The organism is Staphylococcus sp. LKG4-2, assembly GCF_050955665.1.
GTDB lineage: Bacteria > Bacillota > Bacilli > Staphylococcales > Staphylococcaceae > Staphylococcus > Staphylococcus saprophyticus.
In genome coordinates, this window is the sequence record NZ_CP194532.1 from 319,963 (window position 1) to 337,910 (window position 17,948).

Genomic DNA, 17,948 nt, shown 5'->3' on the forward strand with positions numbered 1-17,948 from the left:
TTACTCCTCGTACTTAAATTTATAAATTGAATAAATGTCATCTGAATAATATAGATCATCGCCATGTGAAGTTGTAATTAATTTGGGACAAAGATTATCGATGATTTGACCGCTTTTGATATTTTCAGTCATGTTATAAGTGAATTTTTTGATAGGAATATGCAGATGTTGCGCATCTGAAATAAATAAATCTCCGCATATTAAAATTTTATCTTGATTATGAAAATAGATGACATGACCTGGTGCATGACCAGGAGTTAAGTAATAATTGAAGGGCAGATTTGTATTAGTTTCTAGAGGTTTAACAATGTATTGAACACCTGTATTTTCGGTATGCGTTTTATTTGGATAAGGCAGCTCACCATTGATATAAGGGAGTTCATTTTTATGTGTAAAGATAGGTAATTTTCAAAGCTTCAGAAATACGTTTTGCGCCATTGATATGATCTAGATGTCCATGCGTTAAAAAAATGCCTTTAGGATTACCGAGCGATTTAGCAATCGTGATTTGTAGCTCAGCATAATCATCCATACCTGTGTCTATGATATAAACGTCGTTATCATTCACAATAAACCAAGTGTTTATTTGTATCGGGATACCAACTGTTGTCTGTATATTTAATTTATAAATATGGTCTGACATTTGAATGAGTTTCATTATTATCGCTTCTTTCTATTATTTGTTATAACTAAAGGGTAGAGGATAAGCGACAATGTCACAAGAAGGCACAAATAAGTAACTCACGTTAATGAGGAGGTTCATATGTTAAAAAATAGCATGGACTATGGTAGCTGTAATCTTGTAATTCAACGAGGATGTCCGATAGAAGAAACATTGATGTCATTAGGTGGAAAATGGAAAGGTATTATTATCAATACGCTTTATGATGAAGCTTACTTTTATAATGCATTACATCGTGAAGTTTCAGGTATAAGTAGAAAGATTTTGACAGAACAATTAAATGATTTGATTGCTTTGCAAATTGTAAAAAGAGAAGAAACGAATGATTATCCTAAAAAAGTTCGCTATTCCTTAACTCAACGAGGAAAATCCGTCTACCCATTGATAAATGAATTGGCGCAAGTGCTTAAAATGAATTAACTATGTCGTGTTATTGTGGAAGTTTAATAAAAAGGCAAGCTATCTGAATTAAAAATGCTCCTCTCAAAGTTTTCATTTTTTAATGTCTATTTTGAGAGGAGTATTTTTTATGTGTTAGTCTGTATTTGTTTGGTGTACTGAAAAACATGTACGATATTCAGAAGCACTTATTTCAAAATGTTTTGTGAAATTTTTAGAGAATAGCAGTGGGTCTTTATAACCTATTTTGCTAGATATTTCATTTATCAATAAATTGGTATTAATTAAAAGTTGAGAAGCATGATACATCCTAATATAAGTTAAGTATTCCTTAGGCGAACAGTTTAAATTTCTTTTAAATAATTTGAATAAATGACTTCTTGAGATATTGACTGATTTTGCAACATCAACAATTGTAATATCTTTTTGGTAATTAGAATTTATATATTCGACAGCATATTGAATGTCTTCATTTACAATATCAACTTGAACAGAAAAGTGTTTTGGAAACTTGTCTTGCAAGGCATAAACCAGTTGATATATATGTTGCATAATCAGTATGTCATGAGAATTATTAGATTGAATCGTTTGAGATAGGTTACAAATTTTTTTAATAATAGATTGAATATCTTTAGTGTTTTTATTAATAAGAACGTGCGTATCGACGATACTAGAGCGAGATAAATATGTAAGAATTTGTTTGCCATTAATTCCCACCCAATAATAAGTCCAAGGGTTTGAGAAAGAAGGTTTATATTCAACTTCCATACCTCGTTCTAGTAAAAACATATCTCCCGCTTTCAGATGATGAGTTTCATTATTATATGTAAAAATACCTTCACCTTGTGTGACGATATGTAATACGGCTTGTTGAAAAACGTTATAGCTATAGCCAACATTCGGCACACCAACTTCAATACCGCATTCTGCCAAGTTGGCATCTATCAATTTCTTTTGAAACTTTTTCCATAGTACTTGCATAATATCCCTCTTAATTAAAAAATGATTTTAATTTGTATTTATATAAATACATAGTAATATGAAATGAAACATTTTGCCATATATCATCACCATTATGCTATTCATCCCTCTATATCTGTAATGATAAAATAAAAACAACAAACATGAAAGCGCTTTACTTAAAGAGGATTTAGAGGTGGGAAAATGGACAGACATTTAACAGGAAAGCAGAAGTTTGCATTTGGATTTGGAGCAATTGGTAAAGACGCCATATTTAATATCGTCGGTGTCTTTTTAATGTTTTATATCACAGATATTGTAGGTTTATCACCCGCATTTGTTGGTGTTATGCTATTTGTTGCTCGTATATGGGATGCCATAAATGATCCAATTATGGGGATGATAGTTGATAACACTAGAAATAATTTCGGGAAATTCAAAACCTGGTTGTCTATAGGAACGTTAGCGAATGCAATTGTCACCATATTACTATTTACTAACTTTGATTTACCACAGACAGCAATGTATGTTTACATATCAATTTTATATATTTCCTGGGGAATGACTTACACAATGATGGATATTCCTTATTGGTCTTGGTTGCCGAATTTAACACATAATCCTAGAGAACGTGAAGAAGTGTCAGTAATTCCAAGATTTTTTGCGAGTTTAGCAGCATTCACAGTAGGTACATTTGGACTGTATTTTATTCATCAATTAGGAGACGTTTTTGGTAATGGCAGTGATTCAGTAGGGATATTCATATTTGCAATCATTTGTAGTGCAGTATTTATAATTACAATTAGTGTTACTGTTTTTAAAGTGCCTGAAGATAAGGAATTAGAACAACAAATTGGTATTAAAGTTAATTTTAAAGATATCGGACGTATTTTATTTAAAAATAAAGAGTTATTGGCAATTATGGGGGTATTACTAACTTTTAATTTATGTTTACAAACTTTAAATGGTTCTATTATTTACTATTTTAAATATGTGGTAAATGCAGAACATTTATTTTCAATTTTTAATTCGATGATTTTATGTGAAATGGTTGGTTTATTATTACTTCCTAGATTTATCAAATGGGTAGGTAGAACAAAAGCGTTTAATACGGCTATTTCATTTATTATTTTAGGATTATTGATTATTTTAATAGCTGGATTTATCGCTCCGAAAAGTACACTTTTAATTATTTTAGGTGCGGGCATTTTGAGAATTGGTTCTGGCTTCATGATAGGTATTACAACAGTTTCATTAGCTGATGTTATTGATTATGGTGAAGTTAAATTTGGACAACGCAACGAGAGTATCATCACGTCAACGAACACTTTCTTAACTAAGGCTTCACAAGCTGTTGCAGCATTAATAGTTGGTGTCGGATTATCAATTCTGGGATACACGCCAAATGAGTCACAATCACTCGTTACAATTAATGGCTTAAGAATCATGATTATCATAGCACCACTGTTATTCGTTTGTTTAACTGCATTTTTATATCACAAAGCCTTTAATTTGAAAGGAGATTTTTTAACGGATATTGAAAAGACTTTGCAATTTAAACGTCAACGAGAACATAGAGAAAGAATTAAATAGGGGGATGTCATATGTTTAAAGAAAAATTTCATGAAGATTTAGAAAAACAAAATGTGAATTTGTTGCCTAGAAGAGCTTTTTATATACCATATCAGCTTGGAGAAAAAGATTATGATTTCAAAACGAGATATGAAACTCAAAATATCACATTACTTAATGGTAAATGGCAATTTGAATTTTTTAATTCATTGGAAGACTATACAAATGAAGATATTAATAGCAAAGAGCAATATTTAACAGTACCATCTGTATGGAATTTGTATGGGTTTGATCAGATTCAGTATTTAAATACACAATACCCTATACCGTTTAATCCACCATACGTGCCTAGAGAAAATCCATGTGGTCGATATAAACGTTCATTTGAAATAAATGACTATAATGAACAAAGCGATTATCATTTAAACTTTGAAGGTGTCGATAGTGCATTCTATATCTGGATCAATGAACAGTTTGTAGGATATAGTCAAATTGCACATTCAATTTCAGAGTTTGATATTACACCATATGTTCAAAAAGGAATAAATTCAATTGAAGTCATTGTACTTAAGTACTCTGATGGAACATATTTTGAAAATCAAGACATGTTTCGTCATTCAGGTATTTTTAGAGATGTATATATATTAAAAAGATCTAAATCGCGCGTGGACGACTTTAAAATTGAGACAACAATAAACCATGAATCTAATAATGGAAAAATAAATTTCACTTTACAAGGAAAGCATCATTTAGGGAATATTAACTTGGTTTTATATAATCCTAAAGGGCTAGAAATAGATCGCGCAATTGTTTCAAAGCATCATCAATTTGTAATAGATAATCCACAATTATGGTCATCTGAGAATCCAGTACTTTATAAGATAATTATTGAAACAGAAAACGAAGTAATCACTCAGAAAATTGGAATAAGAGAAGTTAAAATACAAGATAATCAATTCTATATTAATGGAAAATCAATTAAAATACGGGGAGTAAATTACCATGATAGCCATCCTCAAAATGGTTTTGTCATGTATGAAAAAGATTTTGAAAAAGATTTAAAATTAATGAAACAAGGCAATTTTAATGCGATTCGTACTGCGCATTATCCGAAGGCACCATTATTTTATGAAATGACTGACCAATATGGTTTCTATGTAATGAGTGAGGCAGATTTAGAAACTCATGGTGTAGTAAGGTTATATGGAGAAGAAAATACAGAACACTTTAATATTATTGCTGATAATCCAAAATTTGAAACATCTATTATTGAAAGAATAGAAGCCTCTATCAAGCCATTAAAAAACTATAGTTCTATTGTTTCTTGGTCAATAGGTAATGAATCTGGATTTGGCATCAATATGGTTAAAGGATTGGAACGGGCAAAGCAATTAGACACGACAGAGACCATTACATTATGAAGGTGCATTGTATCGAGATAAAGAAAAAAATTATGATATGTCCAATGTTGATATGATAAGTAGAATGTATGCTTCTCCAGAAGAAATTTTAGAAACATATCTAGAAAATCCCAAATTAGATAAACCGTTTATATTATGTGAATACGCACATGCAATGGGAAATTCACCAGGAGATCTTAATGCATATCAAACATTAATTGAAAAATATGATAGTTTTATTGGCGGTTTTGTTTGGGAATGGTGTGATCATAGCATTCAGGTTGGGATAAAGGAAGGTAAACCAATTTTTAGATATGGTGGAGATTTTGGTGAGGCCTTACATGACGGTAATTTTTGTGTTGATGGTATTGTTTCGCCAGATCGAATTCCACATGAAGGTTATTATGAGTTTAAACATGAACATAGACCTTTGAGATTGGTTAACGAAGAGGATTATCGGTTTACATTGAAGAATCAATTTGATTTTACAAATGCGGAGGATAGTTTGATTGTTGAGGGAGAAGCTATTTATTTAGATGGTGAGAGAAAGGTGTTTAATATTCCATTAACTGCTTTCGCGCCTCATATAAGCCAAACTTTTGATTTAAGAGATTATGTAACGCTTGATAACATAAGTAGTTTGATGCTTCGTTATAAATTAAAAGAAGAAGAAAGCTATAGAGATAAGTATTTTGAGGTTGGACATGATCAAATTATTTATCAACGTCGAGCATTACCATATCTCAATGAAGAAAAAATGGAGTTTCAATGCAAAGATATGGAACATTCGATTAATATTTCGGTAGGCAACAAATATGCATATAGTTTTGACAAGAAACAAGGATGCTTAAAATCAGTGCTTCACAATAATGAAATCATTTTCAATAACAATACCGAAACTAAAATTTGGCGTGCCCCGATAGATAATGATGCATATATTAAAAAAGAGTGGTTATATTCTGGTTATAATAACATTCAAACACTTGTGACAAATTATAAAATAATTGAAGATGAGTCTAATATCAGTCTCGTTTTTGAAATTAATATAGAGTCAGAAGCCGTGCCGCCAGTTTTGAAAGGATCACTTACTTGGACGGTTTATCAAGATGGAAAAGTAAATGTAGATTATAACTTAGAAAAAGATAACAACGCACCATTTTTACCAAGATTTGGTTTACTAATAACTTTACCTTCAACATATGAACAAATAAATTACTATGGAAATGGTCCAATGAGTAGCTATCAAGATAAAGGGATAGCAACATACTTAGACATGTTTGAAACAACGGTGACAAATAATGGTGATGTGCATATTAAACCTCAAGAAGCTGGTAGTCATAATCAAACAACAATTATGAATATTACCAACAATGAGCATACGCTTACTATCACTAGTGAAGATACATTCAGCTTTAACGCATCACATTATTCTTTAAATCAATTAACAGAGGCAAAACATGTGGATGAATTGGAAATAGAAAATAACACATATTTATATGTCGATTATGCACAAAGCGGTATAGGTTCAAATAGTTGTGGTCCTGAATTAAATGAGGAATATCGATTAAACAATAAAAAGATAACGTTCAATTTTGATTTGAATATTTATTAGAATAAAAATTCAAATTTATAAAAAGTTCTAATCCTGATAGATTAGAACTAATTATTTATGGATTTTAACTAGGCCGAGACATGATTAAATGCCTCGGCTTAGTTAATGATATGGATAGTATATGAATAAACTGAAAGGATAAGTACAACTTTTATAAATTATTACGTTATTGAAGCGGATAAAAGATATTTAAATTATTTAAAATAACTTATTGCTATATGATTATTTTGATTTTTGTTTTCTACCAATTAGTAGTAAAGCAACACCTAAAATTAAAGATGACCAAAGTGGAGCATGGTTTTGACTTTGACCTGTGTTAGGGAGTTGTTGTTTATTAATTGAATGGTTGCCTTCATTTTTAGCTTCGGGGTGTTCTATTTCAGTATTTGTTGCGATAGGACTATTCATATTTATAATCTTTTGATGATTTATTTGGTTAGTTTTTTTTTGTAGCTAGCTGATATTGATTATGGTTTAGTCGTGTATTCGCATCACTCATTTTCAATGTATGATTAGATGCTTCGTTTACAAATGATCTAGAAATTTTAGAAATGTTTAATGTCGCATTATTATTTAAATGCGTTGGTCCATGATGGACTGCTACTATATTTTCTGAATTTAGATTATCCGAATTATCAATGTCTGTAGTTTGATTGATAGCAGGACTTTTGCCAATGTTTTCAATCACATTATCTTCTATATTTGTTACTGAAGTTACACTATCATTATCTTGTGTCGCTACAGTATCCTCCTCATCATCTTGTGTTTCAACATCGGTATTATATTCACCTTTCGTTTCATCTGTATCATCATGTTCATCACTGTTATTAGATTGTTGTGCATTATCAGTATCATTTTGTCCGTCCGGGTGTGTTTGGTCAAAAGTTTCATCAATTTCATTTAATTCAAATGTAGATGTTGTTCCTGATAACTCGAATGACACCATTAACATGGGTTTACCAGTAGGGCTGTCTTCTGATGATACAAATGTAATGCCCTCGGGAGAGATATCTTTATTTTCTTCATCGTATAAGTATTGTGTGAATTGAGGTGTAGTTGGGTTTGTAATGTTATAAATCATCACACCGCCTACGCGTTCTAAGCCAACAAAGGCGTACGTTTGATTGCCGATGGTTCCAACTTCGATGGATTCAACCTCAGGACCTTTGTCATCACTTCTTCCGTCTACTTCTATATCATTAAAGTCTTCGTAATTAGCATTAAAGCGCCCTGGTAAAATATCTTTTATGCGTTGTTCGATGTCGCTACCGCTATCGTAAACCATAGATAAATCAGAGCCTTTTAATATAGAAAATGAGCGACCGCTAAACGATACGAGTGCATTATATTTTCCATTTTTATCTCTAAATTTATGAGAAGTTGTCACTTTTAATCTACCTAATTGATCATCATCAAATAATCCATTGGCTACAAGTTTATCTAGTTCTGCTTGTGTATAGCCTTCATAGTATTTAGCATCTAGTTTGATATCGTCTTTAATATCTTTGACACGGACTTCTTCACTATAGCCATCATAGTCTTGTGCATCACCTTCATTAGCAATTAATAAGTATGTTTCGCCATTATATTCATATGCGGTAATACCATCTGGTTGTAACATGCCGAGCACAGGGACAGGGCGTAATGCTTTTTTACCATCTTTGTCTGAAGGGTCCATAGCATTTTCTGGTAAAGAATGATCTTTATAAGGCAAACCTTGTACTTTTACGAATTCACCTTTTTCAATATCTAGTTTCGCTATAGCACTAGATTCTTGAATTGTGACATAAGCGTATTTCCCATGTTCATCAGGAACGATGTACTCAGGTTCTAAATTTAGGTAAGCTGTTGATTTATCAGGACCTAATTCGCGAATAGAGTCGTTCATATGTGCCTGTGTGAGGGGAACGGTGTTTACATTTGTTTGATTTAATTTAGATGGTGAACCGGACGTATCAATAATTGACACAGAACCTTCTGGATTCTTTTTGTAATCATCAGATGGTTCGCCTTCGTTAGCTACAAGTAAGCGTGTCCCGTCTTTAGTGAAAGTTACCATATCGAGTAGACTGCCTACTGTCAAAGCGTTTAGATACTTTCCAGTATCACTATAAAAAACTACGTGACCAGGTTCTGTTTTGTCTTTGGCAGGTGCTGAAAGGGCGATATAATCACCGTTAGGATGAACAGCGACACTCGTTAAATCTCCGGATTTAATACCTGCATCTTCTAAATAAACTCTTTTTACAAGTGAAATATCTTTATTGTTCGTGTTTTTAATATCTAAAATGTCTAAAGCTTCTTTATCACCATTTATTGAATAAGCATAACCATTTTTGGGGTTATACTTTACAATTTCAGTGCCACCTTTATCAAATCCTGAGCCACTGTCATAACGACCTGTATGCTCGATGTTGAGTTGTGTTGACTCTTTAGTTGCATTACGTGTTTGTCTTGTTGTTTTAATTTGAGTTGATAAATTTTGTAATGCTGCCTTAGGTTGTTTGTCTTGTTCTTGCGTATCATGTTGAATGGTTTTGAGCAGTGATGTACGTTCATTGTTAGATAAGTTTTCTAAATTCTTGGATGATTGTTTGTTATTTGAAACTGTGTCTTGGTGAATATGTTTGTCGTTAGTTATTTTTGAAATGGGTTGGGTTTTTGTTGATGTCACTTCCATTTCATGTGCTGGGTGCGTATGCTGAACAGTATTATTTTGTGATTTTTGTGTTGATTGTTGTTTATGAGTTGGTATGATGGTCTCTTCTGTTGACTGATGTACGTTATCTTTTTCAGTAAATGTCGCTGGTTGAGATTTTGTTTTTGATGTTGTTGATTCATTAGGTGAGTCTAGAGTTTGTTTGGATTCATTATTGTATTGAACCTGATTTGGATTAATTGTTTTTTGTGTATGTGTGGATGTTGTTTTTTCCACTTTTGAAATCGTTTGTTTATCTTCTTGTTGAGTACGTTCTTGCTGTTGCTGTTTTTGAATTTTAGTGTCATTAACGCCTTTTTGTTTTGCATTGTTTTCTAATAATGGTTCTTTTTGATATTCAGTATTGCTTGTGCCAGCTTGTTGTTTAGTAATATTGTCTTCTACTTCTTGCTGTTCAGTAATGTGATTTTCCATTTTTTGTTCAGGTTTAAGTTTATTTGAGTTTCTATTTGATGTATTTTGATTAGGAATTGATTCAGTACTGTCATTTATAGATTGTTTGGCATGATTAATTGCTGTTTCTTTGCGTTTTTCGGTTTCTTTATGTATCGTATCTGCTTGTTTTGTGTGTATCGTATGATTTTCAGTAGATGTGGGTGAAGTTGATTGTGTTGCTGAAGGATTACTTTCATTAGTGCCTTGTTTTGGAGCAGTGGTTGTTTCAGAATCAATACGGTTTTGTTCACGTTCATCAGCAGATGCTGTATGAGTCATCCCAAGTAATAGACATGTCCCTATGGTCACCGAAGCGGCACCCATTGCACTCTTTCTAATAGAATAAATGGTATTCTTTTTAGCTTTGTTAAACATAAAATCCCCCTAAATAGATAAAATACGTACGATTTCATTATCTCATTACGATGTTTGTCTATTATTTTATAAAAATAAAGAATTAGTAAATATTCTTTACAATAAGTGAAATAAATAAAATGGTTAATCAATCATATCAATCATATAATTCGAACAATTTAAAAATAAAAAATGAATTCATGTTACACTATGAAATATAGCAATTATACATATTTTATAGGGGGAACTTATATTATGTTTAGTAAAGATAACAAAGCGTCGATTGGGATTGCCCTAGCTTATCTTAGCTTTATCGTAGGCGCAGGTTTTACGACTGGACAAGAATTATTGCAGTTCTTCGTTAATCACGGCAATTATGGTTATATTGCTGCAATCATTACAGGTATCATCGTTACATTTGGGACGCGACAAATCTCAAAATTAGGATATCGTGTGGATGCAGATTCCTATGATATTTCTTTAAATAATTTGTTTGGAAATATTATGGGGAAAATCATCGACTTTTTAATTATCTTTTTCCTATTTGGTTTAACTGTGGTAATGGTAGCAGGTGGAGGATCTGCACTTAACCAAGGATTTGATATACCTATTTGGATAGGATCGCTTGCCATTGTTATATTATTGTTTGTTGTTTTACAACTTAAGTTTGATAAAATTCTTGCAGTACTAGGGACGGTTACACCATTTTTAGTTATTGCGGTATTAATCATTGCCGGAACGAATATCATAAATCCTACAATTTCGTTTTCAGAAGTATCACAACATATTGAACCATCTAAAGCGTCAAGCCCATTTTGGTGGTGGGATGCGATTATTTATGGTGGCTTAATCACTGGTAACAGTTTTAGCTTTTTAACTATTGTAGGTAATGATGCGAATAATCATAAAATTGCAGGTAGAGGTGCATATTTTGGCGGATTAGCTTTTAGTGTGTTGTTATTAATTATGGTCGCTGGATTACTCGCTAATATTGGTAATGCGAATAAAGTTGATATTCCAACTTTATTATTGGCAAATGATATTCACCCAATCATAGGTATTCTGATGTCACTCGTCATGTTTGCAGTGATATTTAATAGCTGTATTGGCATGTTATATCCATTTTTAAATAGATTTACCAGCCCTGGTTCAAAGGCTTATGTTTTATTATTAGCTGTTTCATTAATATTGGCATATGTCTTGAGCTTTGTAGGTTTCGTAGATCTTGTAAACTTTGTATTTAAAGTGGTAGGTTACTTAGGATTATTTATCACACTTGCTTTACTTGTAAGATGGATTCAAAATAAATTCACGAAAAAGAAACTGATATAGCATAAAAAAGCTTGCTCCCTAAATTTTCAAACAGAGAACAAGCTTTTTACATATTATAGTTCTTGTTTTTTGAAAATATTTAATGATGCAATGTACGAAACGATTAAAATCAATAAGCCAACTAATGCATAAATACCAACAAATAGGTAAGTACTGCCCATAGTTGATGGGTTTAATGTACCCGTTGTAGAGCCAAGATTTGCGAAAATGGCACCATAGAAAACTATGAAAAATAAAGCAATCGCAATAATAGAAGTCGTAATTAAAATAACATTTGAATTTTCTGGACCAAATTTAAATGTTAATGGAAACATCATGGCATACGTTCCAGCACCACCAATACCGACGAATATAGACAGTACCGTCATTGCTAGACTTTGGGTCACGAGTGCAACGGATATTACGCCTATGATGAGGCCAATCAATATCAGTATGGCATAAAAGCTAAAATAACCATTTACATAGGCTTTTCTGCCACTAGGCAAAGTAGAGATATAGTACATCCATTTGGAATCTTTTTCATGTTTAATGTTATCTGTAACAGGTGATAGTAAGAAAATCATAGGTAAAAAACAAGTCATAGTCGGATTAATAAATGCGAAAATAATACTGGCAAAAATTGAGACAATAAGATAAGTGTAAAGTGATTTTTTACTTGAGTAATAACTGCTCATAATTAAACCTCTCATTATTTTTCACCTCTCATAATCAATTTTGTTGCATCGTCTGTGCTTTCTAAAGGACGTGCATCTGAAATGTCTTTTTGGTTATTGACCAACGTAACTCTCACATCTTTACGCTTTCTAGTTGCTACAATCGCTTCATTAGGTAAGTTGAAATCAGCTTCAGGTTGTTCTACTATGCCATAATGGTCCAACAAGTATTGTTTATCTTCCTCAAGTATAATTTGACCGTCTTTCATAAATATTAATTTAGTCGCAAGTTGTTCAATATCTTCTGAAATATGTGAAGAAATTAAAATGCTATTGCCTTCTGCAACATAATCTTCTAATATTTCAATGACTTCTTCACGTCCAGAAGCGTCCATGCCAGCAGTAGCTTCATTAAGAATGAGTATCTTGCTATCATGCCCTAGCGCAATGGCTAATGCGGCTTTCATACGCATGCCTCGTGAGAAAGATTTGATTTCATTATCGGTTGGTAATTCAAATGATTTTATAGAGGAAATTGAAATTTTACAAAATATTTATAGTGAACTAATAAGTTTTAGGAAAACATTAAATTAAAAACGCCAAATAACATATCATTTGTATAGTAAAGTAATTACTTTACTAAAAATAACTAGAAAAATATATTTAAGCCGCCATTGGTTGGCGGCTTAAATACGTTATAATGCTTTTGTTGTACACATTAAATTTAGTATTCTATACTAAATAAATATTAAATAAGCGGGAAAATAGCAAAAATGCATTTCTAGGAGGCATTCCATTGAAACAAGCTACAGAGTTAGCGCAATTATTGAAATCCTTAGATGGACAAAAATATGGTGCATATAAACGATTGAAAGGTGCGTATCAGTTTAAGCAATTTCGTTTAGCTATTGATCATGCACAAGTGGATCCTTATGCACCACCTTCTAAAATGAGAGTCATTATGAATCGCGAAACTGCAAATATTCCAAGAGACTTACTAGATTCAAAAAATAAAGTGATTGCAGTATCAGATTTCTTAACACGAGCGTTTAGAGAAAGTCTCGAATCATTCAAGCATAGTGAAAAAGATTCGAAAAGTGTCAAGAATATCTTTATAGATCATTGTGGTCAAGAGATTTTAGAGCGAACGTCAGTGGTCATTAATAAACATGACATCGACGTGCGACTTGAAGTTAGTTTACCTGCAGCTGGTAGAAAAATCTTAGGAAAAGTTGCAGCGCATATACTGATAGATACGCTACCAAAAATTGTAGCTGATGCATTACTTTATCAAAATATGAATCAGTCTGAACTAAAGAATCAGGTTACACTAATGTTAGATCAAGTGTTTATTCGTGAAGAACTTGAGCGTAGACAACTTGTATCATTTGTTGCAAATGGCGCGATATTGCCACGTAAAAGTGGGGTTTCGGATAAACCATTATCGGGTGCTGTTGCGTTTCATAGTCCTGAAAGTGTAGAAGTAAACTTATCATTGCCTAGTGGGAAGACGATTTCTGGTATGGGGATTCCAAAAGGCATTACGTTAATTGTAGGCGGAGGTTTCCATGGTAAGTCAACGATACTCGAAGCGTTAGAACGCGGCGTATATAATCATATTGATAATGACGGTAGAGAATATGTTATTACATCTCACGACGCAATGAAAATACGAGCAGAAGATGGACGTCATATTGAAAAAGTGAACATCAGTCCATTTATTAATAATTTACCGGGAAATAAAGACACACATCAATTTTCCACTGAAAATGCGAGTGGAAGTACATCACAAGCGACTAATGTGATGGAAGTGTTAGAAGCAGACACATCGCTATTACTCATTGATGAAGACACCTCTGCAACGAATTTCATGATTAGAGATAGCCGTATGCAACAATTGATTGCACCTGAAAAAGAGCCTATTACACCGTTTGCGAGTAAGGTGAAATCACTGTATGAAGATTATGATGTTTCCACTATTTTAATCGTAGGGGGTTCAGGGGATTATTTTGAAGCGGCAGATCATGTGTTGATGATGGATGAGTATGTACTGAATGATGTTACAGAAAATGCTAAAAAGATAGCTGCATCAGATGAAAGTGATAAACAGATAAATGCGAAACAACCATTTGGTGATATATCGAATAGAATCCCATTAAAATCCAGCTTCTCTAAAAAGGGAAAAGAAGATCGTTTTAAAGTGAAAGGCCGCTATTCCATTTTATATGGTAAGGAACTAATTGATATATCAGGACTAGAACAGCTTGTCGATCATAGTCAAACACAATGTTTAGCAGAAATGGTGGATTATTATAAAACACATCTTCTAAATGAACACGATACAGTATCTCAAGCTGCGGATAAACTTTATGACTTTATAGAAGTACATGGTCTTGATGCTATTTCATCATTTAAAGGCCATCCAGGTAATCTAGCCAAACCAAGAAAACAAGAATTCTGCGCGATGTTAAATCGTTATCGCGGATTAAAAGTGAAAAATAAATAGTAAGATATAAAAGAGAGCAATCATTGGTTATTAAACTCCAATGATTGCTCTCTTTTTATATGTAGATATTGAATTTATTGTGTTATTTATCCAATGTGAATACCATTTTTTGAATGATTATAATACAAAAATTAAAAGTAATGAGTAGTGTACGATAGAGACATAACTTATTATAAAATTGGGATAGGGAATTATTAGAAAATAGATAATTTATAATTCAAATTTGTTTGTAAATGTGAGGGAGTAACATGAATATAAGTATTTTAATAGCTGTTTTATGTATCTTAATATCTACTATATGTTCCATTTATATTCTAAAAACTAAGAATTTATCTATTATTGCATCTATAGAAATAAAGAAGGTACCACGTAATAAAGTGAATACATTAATATCTTTGTTTGTAACTTGTTTAATGATTAGTACGTGTTTTATATCAAGCGCAATAATATTTATGGATTATAATTTTTGCGGATCGCTGATTTTACTTGGATTGGGTTTAATAACAATTTTTGTATTTTATGTCTATTATCTCAAAATAAAATTAAAATGATCATTATAAAAGACATCAATCGTCGGATACTAAAATCTGAGTTGATGTCTTTTTAAATATGGCGATACATAGAAACACCAAATCAAGTTTCGTACACCTGAATTAGTGATAAATAAAAAATAACATTTACGACAAAGGAGTGGGAGTAATGGCAACAGAATCAGATCAAGGGTGTGTCAAATGTGGACATACTGAAATTGAAGAAGGCACGCTTTCAGCTACAGGTTCAGGGTTATCTAAAGTGTTTGATTTGCAACATAATAATTTTACTACAATCACATGTAAAAATTGTGGTTATACAGAATTTTATAAAGCGGATAAAAATCGAACAACAGATATTATCGATTTGTTCTTTGGAGGATAGTAAATATAAAAAGTGCTTAAACGATAGACAAACTGTATAAGATTTAACCCGAGTAGCACTATTTCACCTAATGTAAGAACGCATGATTGTGAGCGGAACTACGAAATCTTTTTTCCTAGATTTCTTATCCGCTCTTTTTTCATATAACATTTACTTCTATTTAATTTGAAATTAATACTCTTTTGTTAAGTTCGTGGTAATCAACATGAATACGCAATCTATAAAAATAGTTAGGAGTGGATTTAATTTATGAAAAAAAGGACCTCGAGTATCATATTTACTTTGTCAGCGGTTGGCGTATTTATCGGAACGCATCATGCCAGTGCCTCGGAACTAGAAGGACAGCAGAAAGAAGCGTTAGAACCAACTACAGATGAAACGCGTCAAAGTGATGAGACTATGTCACAATCACAAACTTCAGACAAACAGTTAGAAAGAGATACATATCCTAATAAAGAAGATAATATAGATCAGAATAATACAATACATAATACAGATGACACAACGACACAGTCTCAAATAAATAATAATAAAAATTTTGATAAAGACAACTCAACTTCTGATAATGGAAAAGCGCCTCAAGCTAAAGCATTCACATCGAATCAACAAGATAAAAGTAATGAAACTTTAGCATCTTCTCAAAAACAACAAGAAGCGCCATCACAACTCAAATTAGAACAATATACAGACTCAAAAGCGCACCCGCAGTTACCTAGCCAATCAACATCTCATCAACATAACCCAGGAAATAATCAGCAAACTGAAACAGATAATACTGATAAAGTTATTGCAAAGGAACAACAGAAAAAGCAACAATCAGAGAACACACAAATAGAAGATAATCATCATGAGGCTCACAAAGAATTAGCACCTTCGGATAAACCAGAAAATACGGATATCAAAGATACAAAACAACCATCTAAGTCATCTCAACCATCTTATCCAAATAATGACGAACGTACGAAACAAGAGCAAAATAATAAAGAAACAGTTTCAAATCAAACACAAAGCAATGAACATCGTTATGACATCATGACGATTGGCAAAGATCATACAGAAAAGAATTTAACTTGGTATCACGAATCCGAAGAACAAGGTTATGTAGAAATTGCAGAAGCAAATGACCGTGGAGATTTTTCAAATGCAAGACGAATTGAGGGACAAACACACCAAGGTAGCAACACGAAACGTTTAGTAAATAAAGATATACCGAATATGAATTATACTCAGGCCACGTTACCTAATTTAGAAGAAAATAAAGCATATATGTATCGTTTTTATAATGGAGAGAATGGAGAGAAATCGGCTATACGTCGTTTTGATACAAATAATAATGGAGAAACAAATTTTATAGCAGTAGCTGATCCTCAACTAGGGGCTTCCGGAGATTTAGCATCAGATAATAAAGGTTGGCAAAATACTGTAAATCAAATGGCACAATTAAATCAGAATCCTGACTTCTTAATGAGCTTGGGTGATCAAGTCAATCTACCTTGGGATGAAAAAGCGTATATTGGTTTTATAGAAGCAAAAGGTATGGAGAATTTTACAGTGGTACCTACTTTAGGTAATCATGATCGCGCCAACAAAGCATATTCTGAACATTTTAATCTACCTAATTTACAAAATGGCGGTAAAAACTTTGCGAGTTCAGATTTTTATTTCACTCACAATGATACACTTTTTGTTAGTTTGAACTCTGAGAGTTTAGACTTTAAAGGTCATGAAGAAACTTTAAAACGTGCAATTGCGGATACTAAAGATCAAAATCCTAAATGGATTGTGGGACTTACGCATAGAAACCCTTATTCGGCAGGTAAGCATTCTGACAAATTAGCGTCCAAAATCAGACGCGATAAATTTGCACCGTTAATGGAAAAATATAATGTCGATTTAGTACTAGGAGGACATGATCATTCTTATAGCCGTTCGCATGTGATGAAAGGGAAAGATGCACAAGTACAATGGGATGAAAATGGACAAGCACCACAAATGTACACGAATCCGGACGGTACAATTTATGTAACGTTAAATTCAGCTAGTGGCAGTAAATTCTATGAATTAGATGGTGAAAAGGATTATGCAGCCAAATCGATACAGGATAATCAACCAGCGTATACGAAAGTAAACATAACGAAAGATTATATAGAACTATTAACCTACCATGTGCCACAAGGTAACGAAAAACTTGGTGAACCAATTGATCGCGTTCGCATTAATAAAGATGATAAATAAAATACGTATCTGATTGATATCGTGAAAGGCATGTCTTCTATAAAAGACATCTTCAGGTAGGCATCGGGTTGTGTTCCTTCACTGTGACGGATGTTTAAAATGAAATGATTTCTAAATAGTATGATGAAAAGGTCTGAGACTATATATGTCTTAGACCTTTTTTCATAAACTCCG

General features: G+C 32.5%; 14 protein-coding genes and 1 pseudogene. 8 read left to right on the forward strand and 7 right to left on the reverse strand.

Annotated features, from left to right (window positions below; translation table 11 throughout):
- Together ACM6UH_RS01490 and ACM6UH_RS01495 are read right to left on the reverse strand one after the other, a co-directional pair.
- A complete protein-coding gene (locus ACM6UH_RS01490; protein ID WP_331250217.1) occupies nucleotides 1–399 on the reverse strand; it encodes an MBL fold metallo-hydrolase in 399 nt (132 codons plus the stop codon).
- Nucleotides 386–658 carry an MBL fold metallo-hydrolase gene (locus tag ACM6UH_RS01495; protein ID WP_306806842.1) on the reverse strand — a complete coding sequence of 91 codons (273 nt, stop codon included), beginning with the start codon at nucleotides 656–658 and terminating at the stop codon, nucleotides 386–388. The genes ACM6UH_RS01490 and ACM6UH_RS01495 overlap by 14 nt, the downstream gene beginning before the upstream one ends.
- 105 nt (nucleotides 659–763) lie before the next feature.
- On the opposite strand from ACM6UH_RS01495, the gene ACM6UH_RS01500 reads away from it, so the two are divergent.
- Nucleotides 764–1,102 carry a winged helix-turn-helix transcriptional regulator gene (locus ACM6UH_RS01500; protein ID WP_011302103.1) on the forward strand — a complete coding sequence of 113 codons (339 nt, stop codon included), beginning with the start codon at nucleotides 764–766 and terminating at the stop codon, nucleotides 1,100–1,102.
- A 114-nt stretch (nucleotides 1,103–1,216) separates the two neighbouring features.
- Here the strand turns inward: ACM6UH_RS01500 and ACM6UH_RS01505 are convergent, their stop codons facing one another.
- Nucleotides 1,217–2,062 carry an AraC family transcriptional regulator gene (locus ACM6UH_RS01505; RefSeq protein ID WP_011302104.1) on the reverse strand — a complete coding sequence of 282 codons (846 nt, stop codon included), beginning with the start codon at nucleotides 2,060–2,062 and terminating at the stop codon, nucleotides 1,217–1,219.
- Between the two features lie 183 nt (nucleotides 2,063–2,245).
- Here ACM6UH_RS01505 and melB point away from each other — a divergent pair, with 183 nt between their 5' ends.
- The 3 genes from melB to ACM6UH_RS01520 are packed head-to-tail and all read left to right on the forward strand — an operon-like array spanning nucleotide 2,246 to nucleotide 6,625.
- On the forward strand, nucleotides 2,246–3,634 hold the full coding sequence (melB, locus tag ACM6UH_RS01510) for a melibiose:sodium transporter MelB (protein ID WP_063488882.1): 1,389 nt from the start codon (nucleotides 2,246–2,248) through the stop codon (nucleotides 3,632–3,634).
- An 11-nt stretch (nucleotides 3,635–3,645) separates the two neighbouring features.
- On the forward strand, nucleotides 3,646–5,034 hold the full coding sequence (locus ACM6UH_RS01515) for a glycoside hydrolase family 2 TIM barrel-domain containing protein (RefSeq protein WP_433911985.1): 1,389 nt from the start codon (nucleotides 3,646–3,648) through the stop codon (nucleotides 5,032–5,034).
- Between the two features lie 7 nt (nucleotides 5,035–5,041).
- Nucleotides 5,042–6,625, forward strand: a complete 1,584-nt coding sequence (locus tag ACM6UH_RS01520) for a glycoside hydrolase family 2 TIM barrel-domain containing protein (RefSeq protein WP_433911986.1) — start codon at nucleotides 5,042–5,044, stop codon at nucleotides 6,623–6,625.
- Between the two features lie 222 nt (nucleotides 6,626–6,847).
- On the opposite strand, the gene ACM6UH_RS01525 is transcribed toward ACM6UH_RS01520, so the two are convergent.
- Nucleotides 6,848–7,033 (reverse strand): LPXTG cell wall anchor domain-containing protein, encoded by a 186-nt coding sequence (locus tag ACM6UH_RS01525; RefSeq protein WP_053092667.1) that lies wholly within the window; start codon nucleotides 7,031–7,033, stop codon nucleotides 6,848–6,850.
- Nucleotides 7,034–7,061: 28 nt separating this feature from the next.
- Nucleotides 7,062–10,154: a choice-of-anchor I family protein gene (locus tag ACM6UH_RS01530; protein ID WP_069805284.1), complete on the reverse strand. Its 3,093-nt coding sequence runs from the start codon at nucleotides 10,152–10,154 to the stop codon at nucleotides 7,062–7,064.
- Nucleotides 10,155–10,388: 234 nt separating this feature from the next.
- Here ACM6UH_RS01530 and ACM6UH_RS01535 point away from each other — a divergent pair, with 234 nt between their 5' ends.
- Nucleotides 10,389–11,465 (forward strand): YkvI family membrane protein, encoded by a 1,077-nt coding sequence (locus ACM6UH_RS01535; protein WP_069805286.1) that lies wholly within the window; start codon nucleotides 10,389–10,391, stop codon nucleotides 11,463–11,465.
- 53 nt (nucleotides 11,466–11,518) lie between these two features.
- On the opposite strand, the gene ACM6UH_RS01540 is transcribed toward ACM6UH_RS01535, so the two are convergent.
- Together ACM6UH_RS01540 and ACM6UH_RS01545 are read right to left on the reverse strand one after the other, a co-directional pair.
- Nucleotides 11,519–12,154 (reverse strand): ABC-2 transporter permease, encoded by a 636-nt coding sequence (locus ACM6UH_RS01540; RefSeq protein ID WP_069793462.1) that lies wholly within the window; start codon nucleotides 12,152–12,154, stop codon nucleotides 11,519–11,521.
- Nucleotides 12,154–12,651, reverse strand: a pseudogene (locus tag ACM6UH_RS01545) (ABC transporter ATP-binding protein); the annotation flags it as partial. The pseudogene ACM6UH_RS01545 and the gene ACM6UH_RS01540, both read right to left, overlap by 1 nt.
- A gap of 263 nt (nucleotides 12,652–12,914) precedes the next feature.
- Here ACM6UH_RS01545 and ACM6UH_RS01550 point away from each other — a divergent pair.
- The 3 genes from ACM6UH_RS01550 to ACM6UH_RS01560 all read left to right on the forward strand — a co-directional run bounded on the left by ACM6UH_RS01550 (nucleotide 12,915) and on the right by ACM6UH_RS01560 (nucleotide 17,774).
- Nucleotides 12,915–14,624 carry an ABC-ATPase domain-containing protein gene (locus ACM6UH_RS01550; RefSeq protein ID WP_069805288.1) on the forward strand — a complete coding sequence of 570 codons (1,710 nt, stop codon included), beginning with the start codon at nucleotides 12,915–12,917 and terminating at the stop codon, nucleotides 14,622–14,624.
- A 699-nt stretch (nucleotides 14,625–15,323) separates the two neighbouring features.
- The gene (locus ACM6UH_RS01555) at nucleotides 15,324–15,539 is read left to right on the forward strand and encodes a zinc ribbon domain-containing protein (RefSeq protein WP_041080169.1); all 216 of its coding nucleotides are present in this window, start codon (nucleotides 15,324–15,326) and stop codon (nucleotides 15,537–15,539) included.
- Between the two features lie 249 nt (nucleotides 15,540–15,788).
- A complete protein-coding gene (locus tag ACM6UH_RS01560) occupies nucleotides 15,789–17,774 on the forward strand; it encodes a metallophosphoesterase (RefSeq protein ID WP_069793461.1) in 1,986 nt (661 codons plus the stop codon).
- The last annotated feature ends 174 nt before the right edge of the window (nucleotides 17,775–17,948 follow it).

What these genes read in the sequence shown, in the direction of transcription:
- ACM6UH_RS01495 (WP_306806842.1), bottom strand. Translation starts at nt 658, where the DNA reads ATGAAACTCATTCAAATGTCAGACCATATTTATAAATTAAATATACAG.
- ACM6UH_RS01500 (WP_011302103.1), top strand. Translation starts at nt 764, where the DNA reads ATGTTAAAAAATAGCATGGACTATGGTAGCTGTAATCTTGTAATTCAA.
- ACM6UH_RS01505 (WP_011302104.1), bottom strand. Translation starts at nt 2,062, where the DNA reads ATGCAAGTACTATGGAAAAAGTTTCAAAAGAAATTGATAGATGCCAAC.
- melB (WP_063488882.1), top strand. Translation starts at nt 2,246, where the DNA reads ATGGACAGACATTTAACAGGAAAGCAGAAGTTTGCATTTGGATTTGGA.
- ACM6UH_RS01515 (WP_433911985.1), top strand. Translation starts at nt 3,646, where the DNA reads ATGTTTAAAGAAAAATTTCATGAAGATTTAGAAAAACAAAATGTGAAT.
- ACM6UH_RS01525 (WP_053092667.1), bottom strand. Translation starts at nt 7,033, where the DNA reads ATGAATAGTCCTATCGCAACAAATACTGAAATAGAACACCCCGAAGCT.
- ACM6UH_RS01530 (WP_069805284.1), bottom strand. Translation starts at nt 10,154, where the DNA reads ATGTTTAACAAAGCTAAAAAGAATACCATTTATTCTATTAGAAAGAGT.
- ACM6UH_RS01535 (WP_069805286.1), top strand. Translation starts at nt 10,389, where the DNA reads ATGTTTAGTAAAGATAACAAAGCGTCGATTGGGATTGCCCTAGCTTAT.
- ACM6UH_RS01540 (WP_069793462.1), bottom strand. Translation starts at nt 12,154, where the DNA reads ATGAGAGGTTTAATTATGAGCAGTTATTACTCAAGTAAAAAATCACTT.
- ACM6UH_RS01555 (WP_041080169.1), top strand. Translation starts at nt 15,324, where the DNA reads ATGGCAACAGAATCAGATCAAGGGTGTGTCAAATGTGGACATACTGAA.
- ACM6UH_RS01560 (WP_069793461.1), top strand. Translation starts at nt 15,789, where the DNA reads ATGAAAAAAAGGACCTCGAGTATCATATTTACTTTGTCAGCGGTTGGC.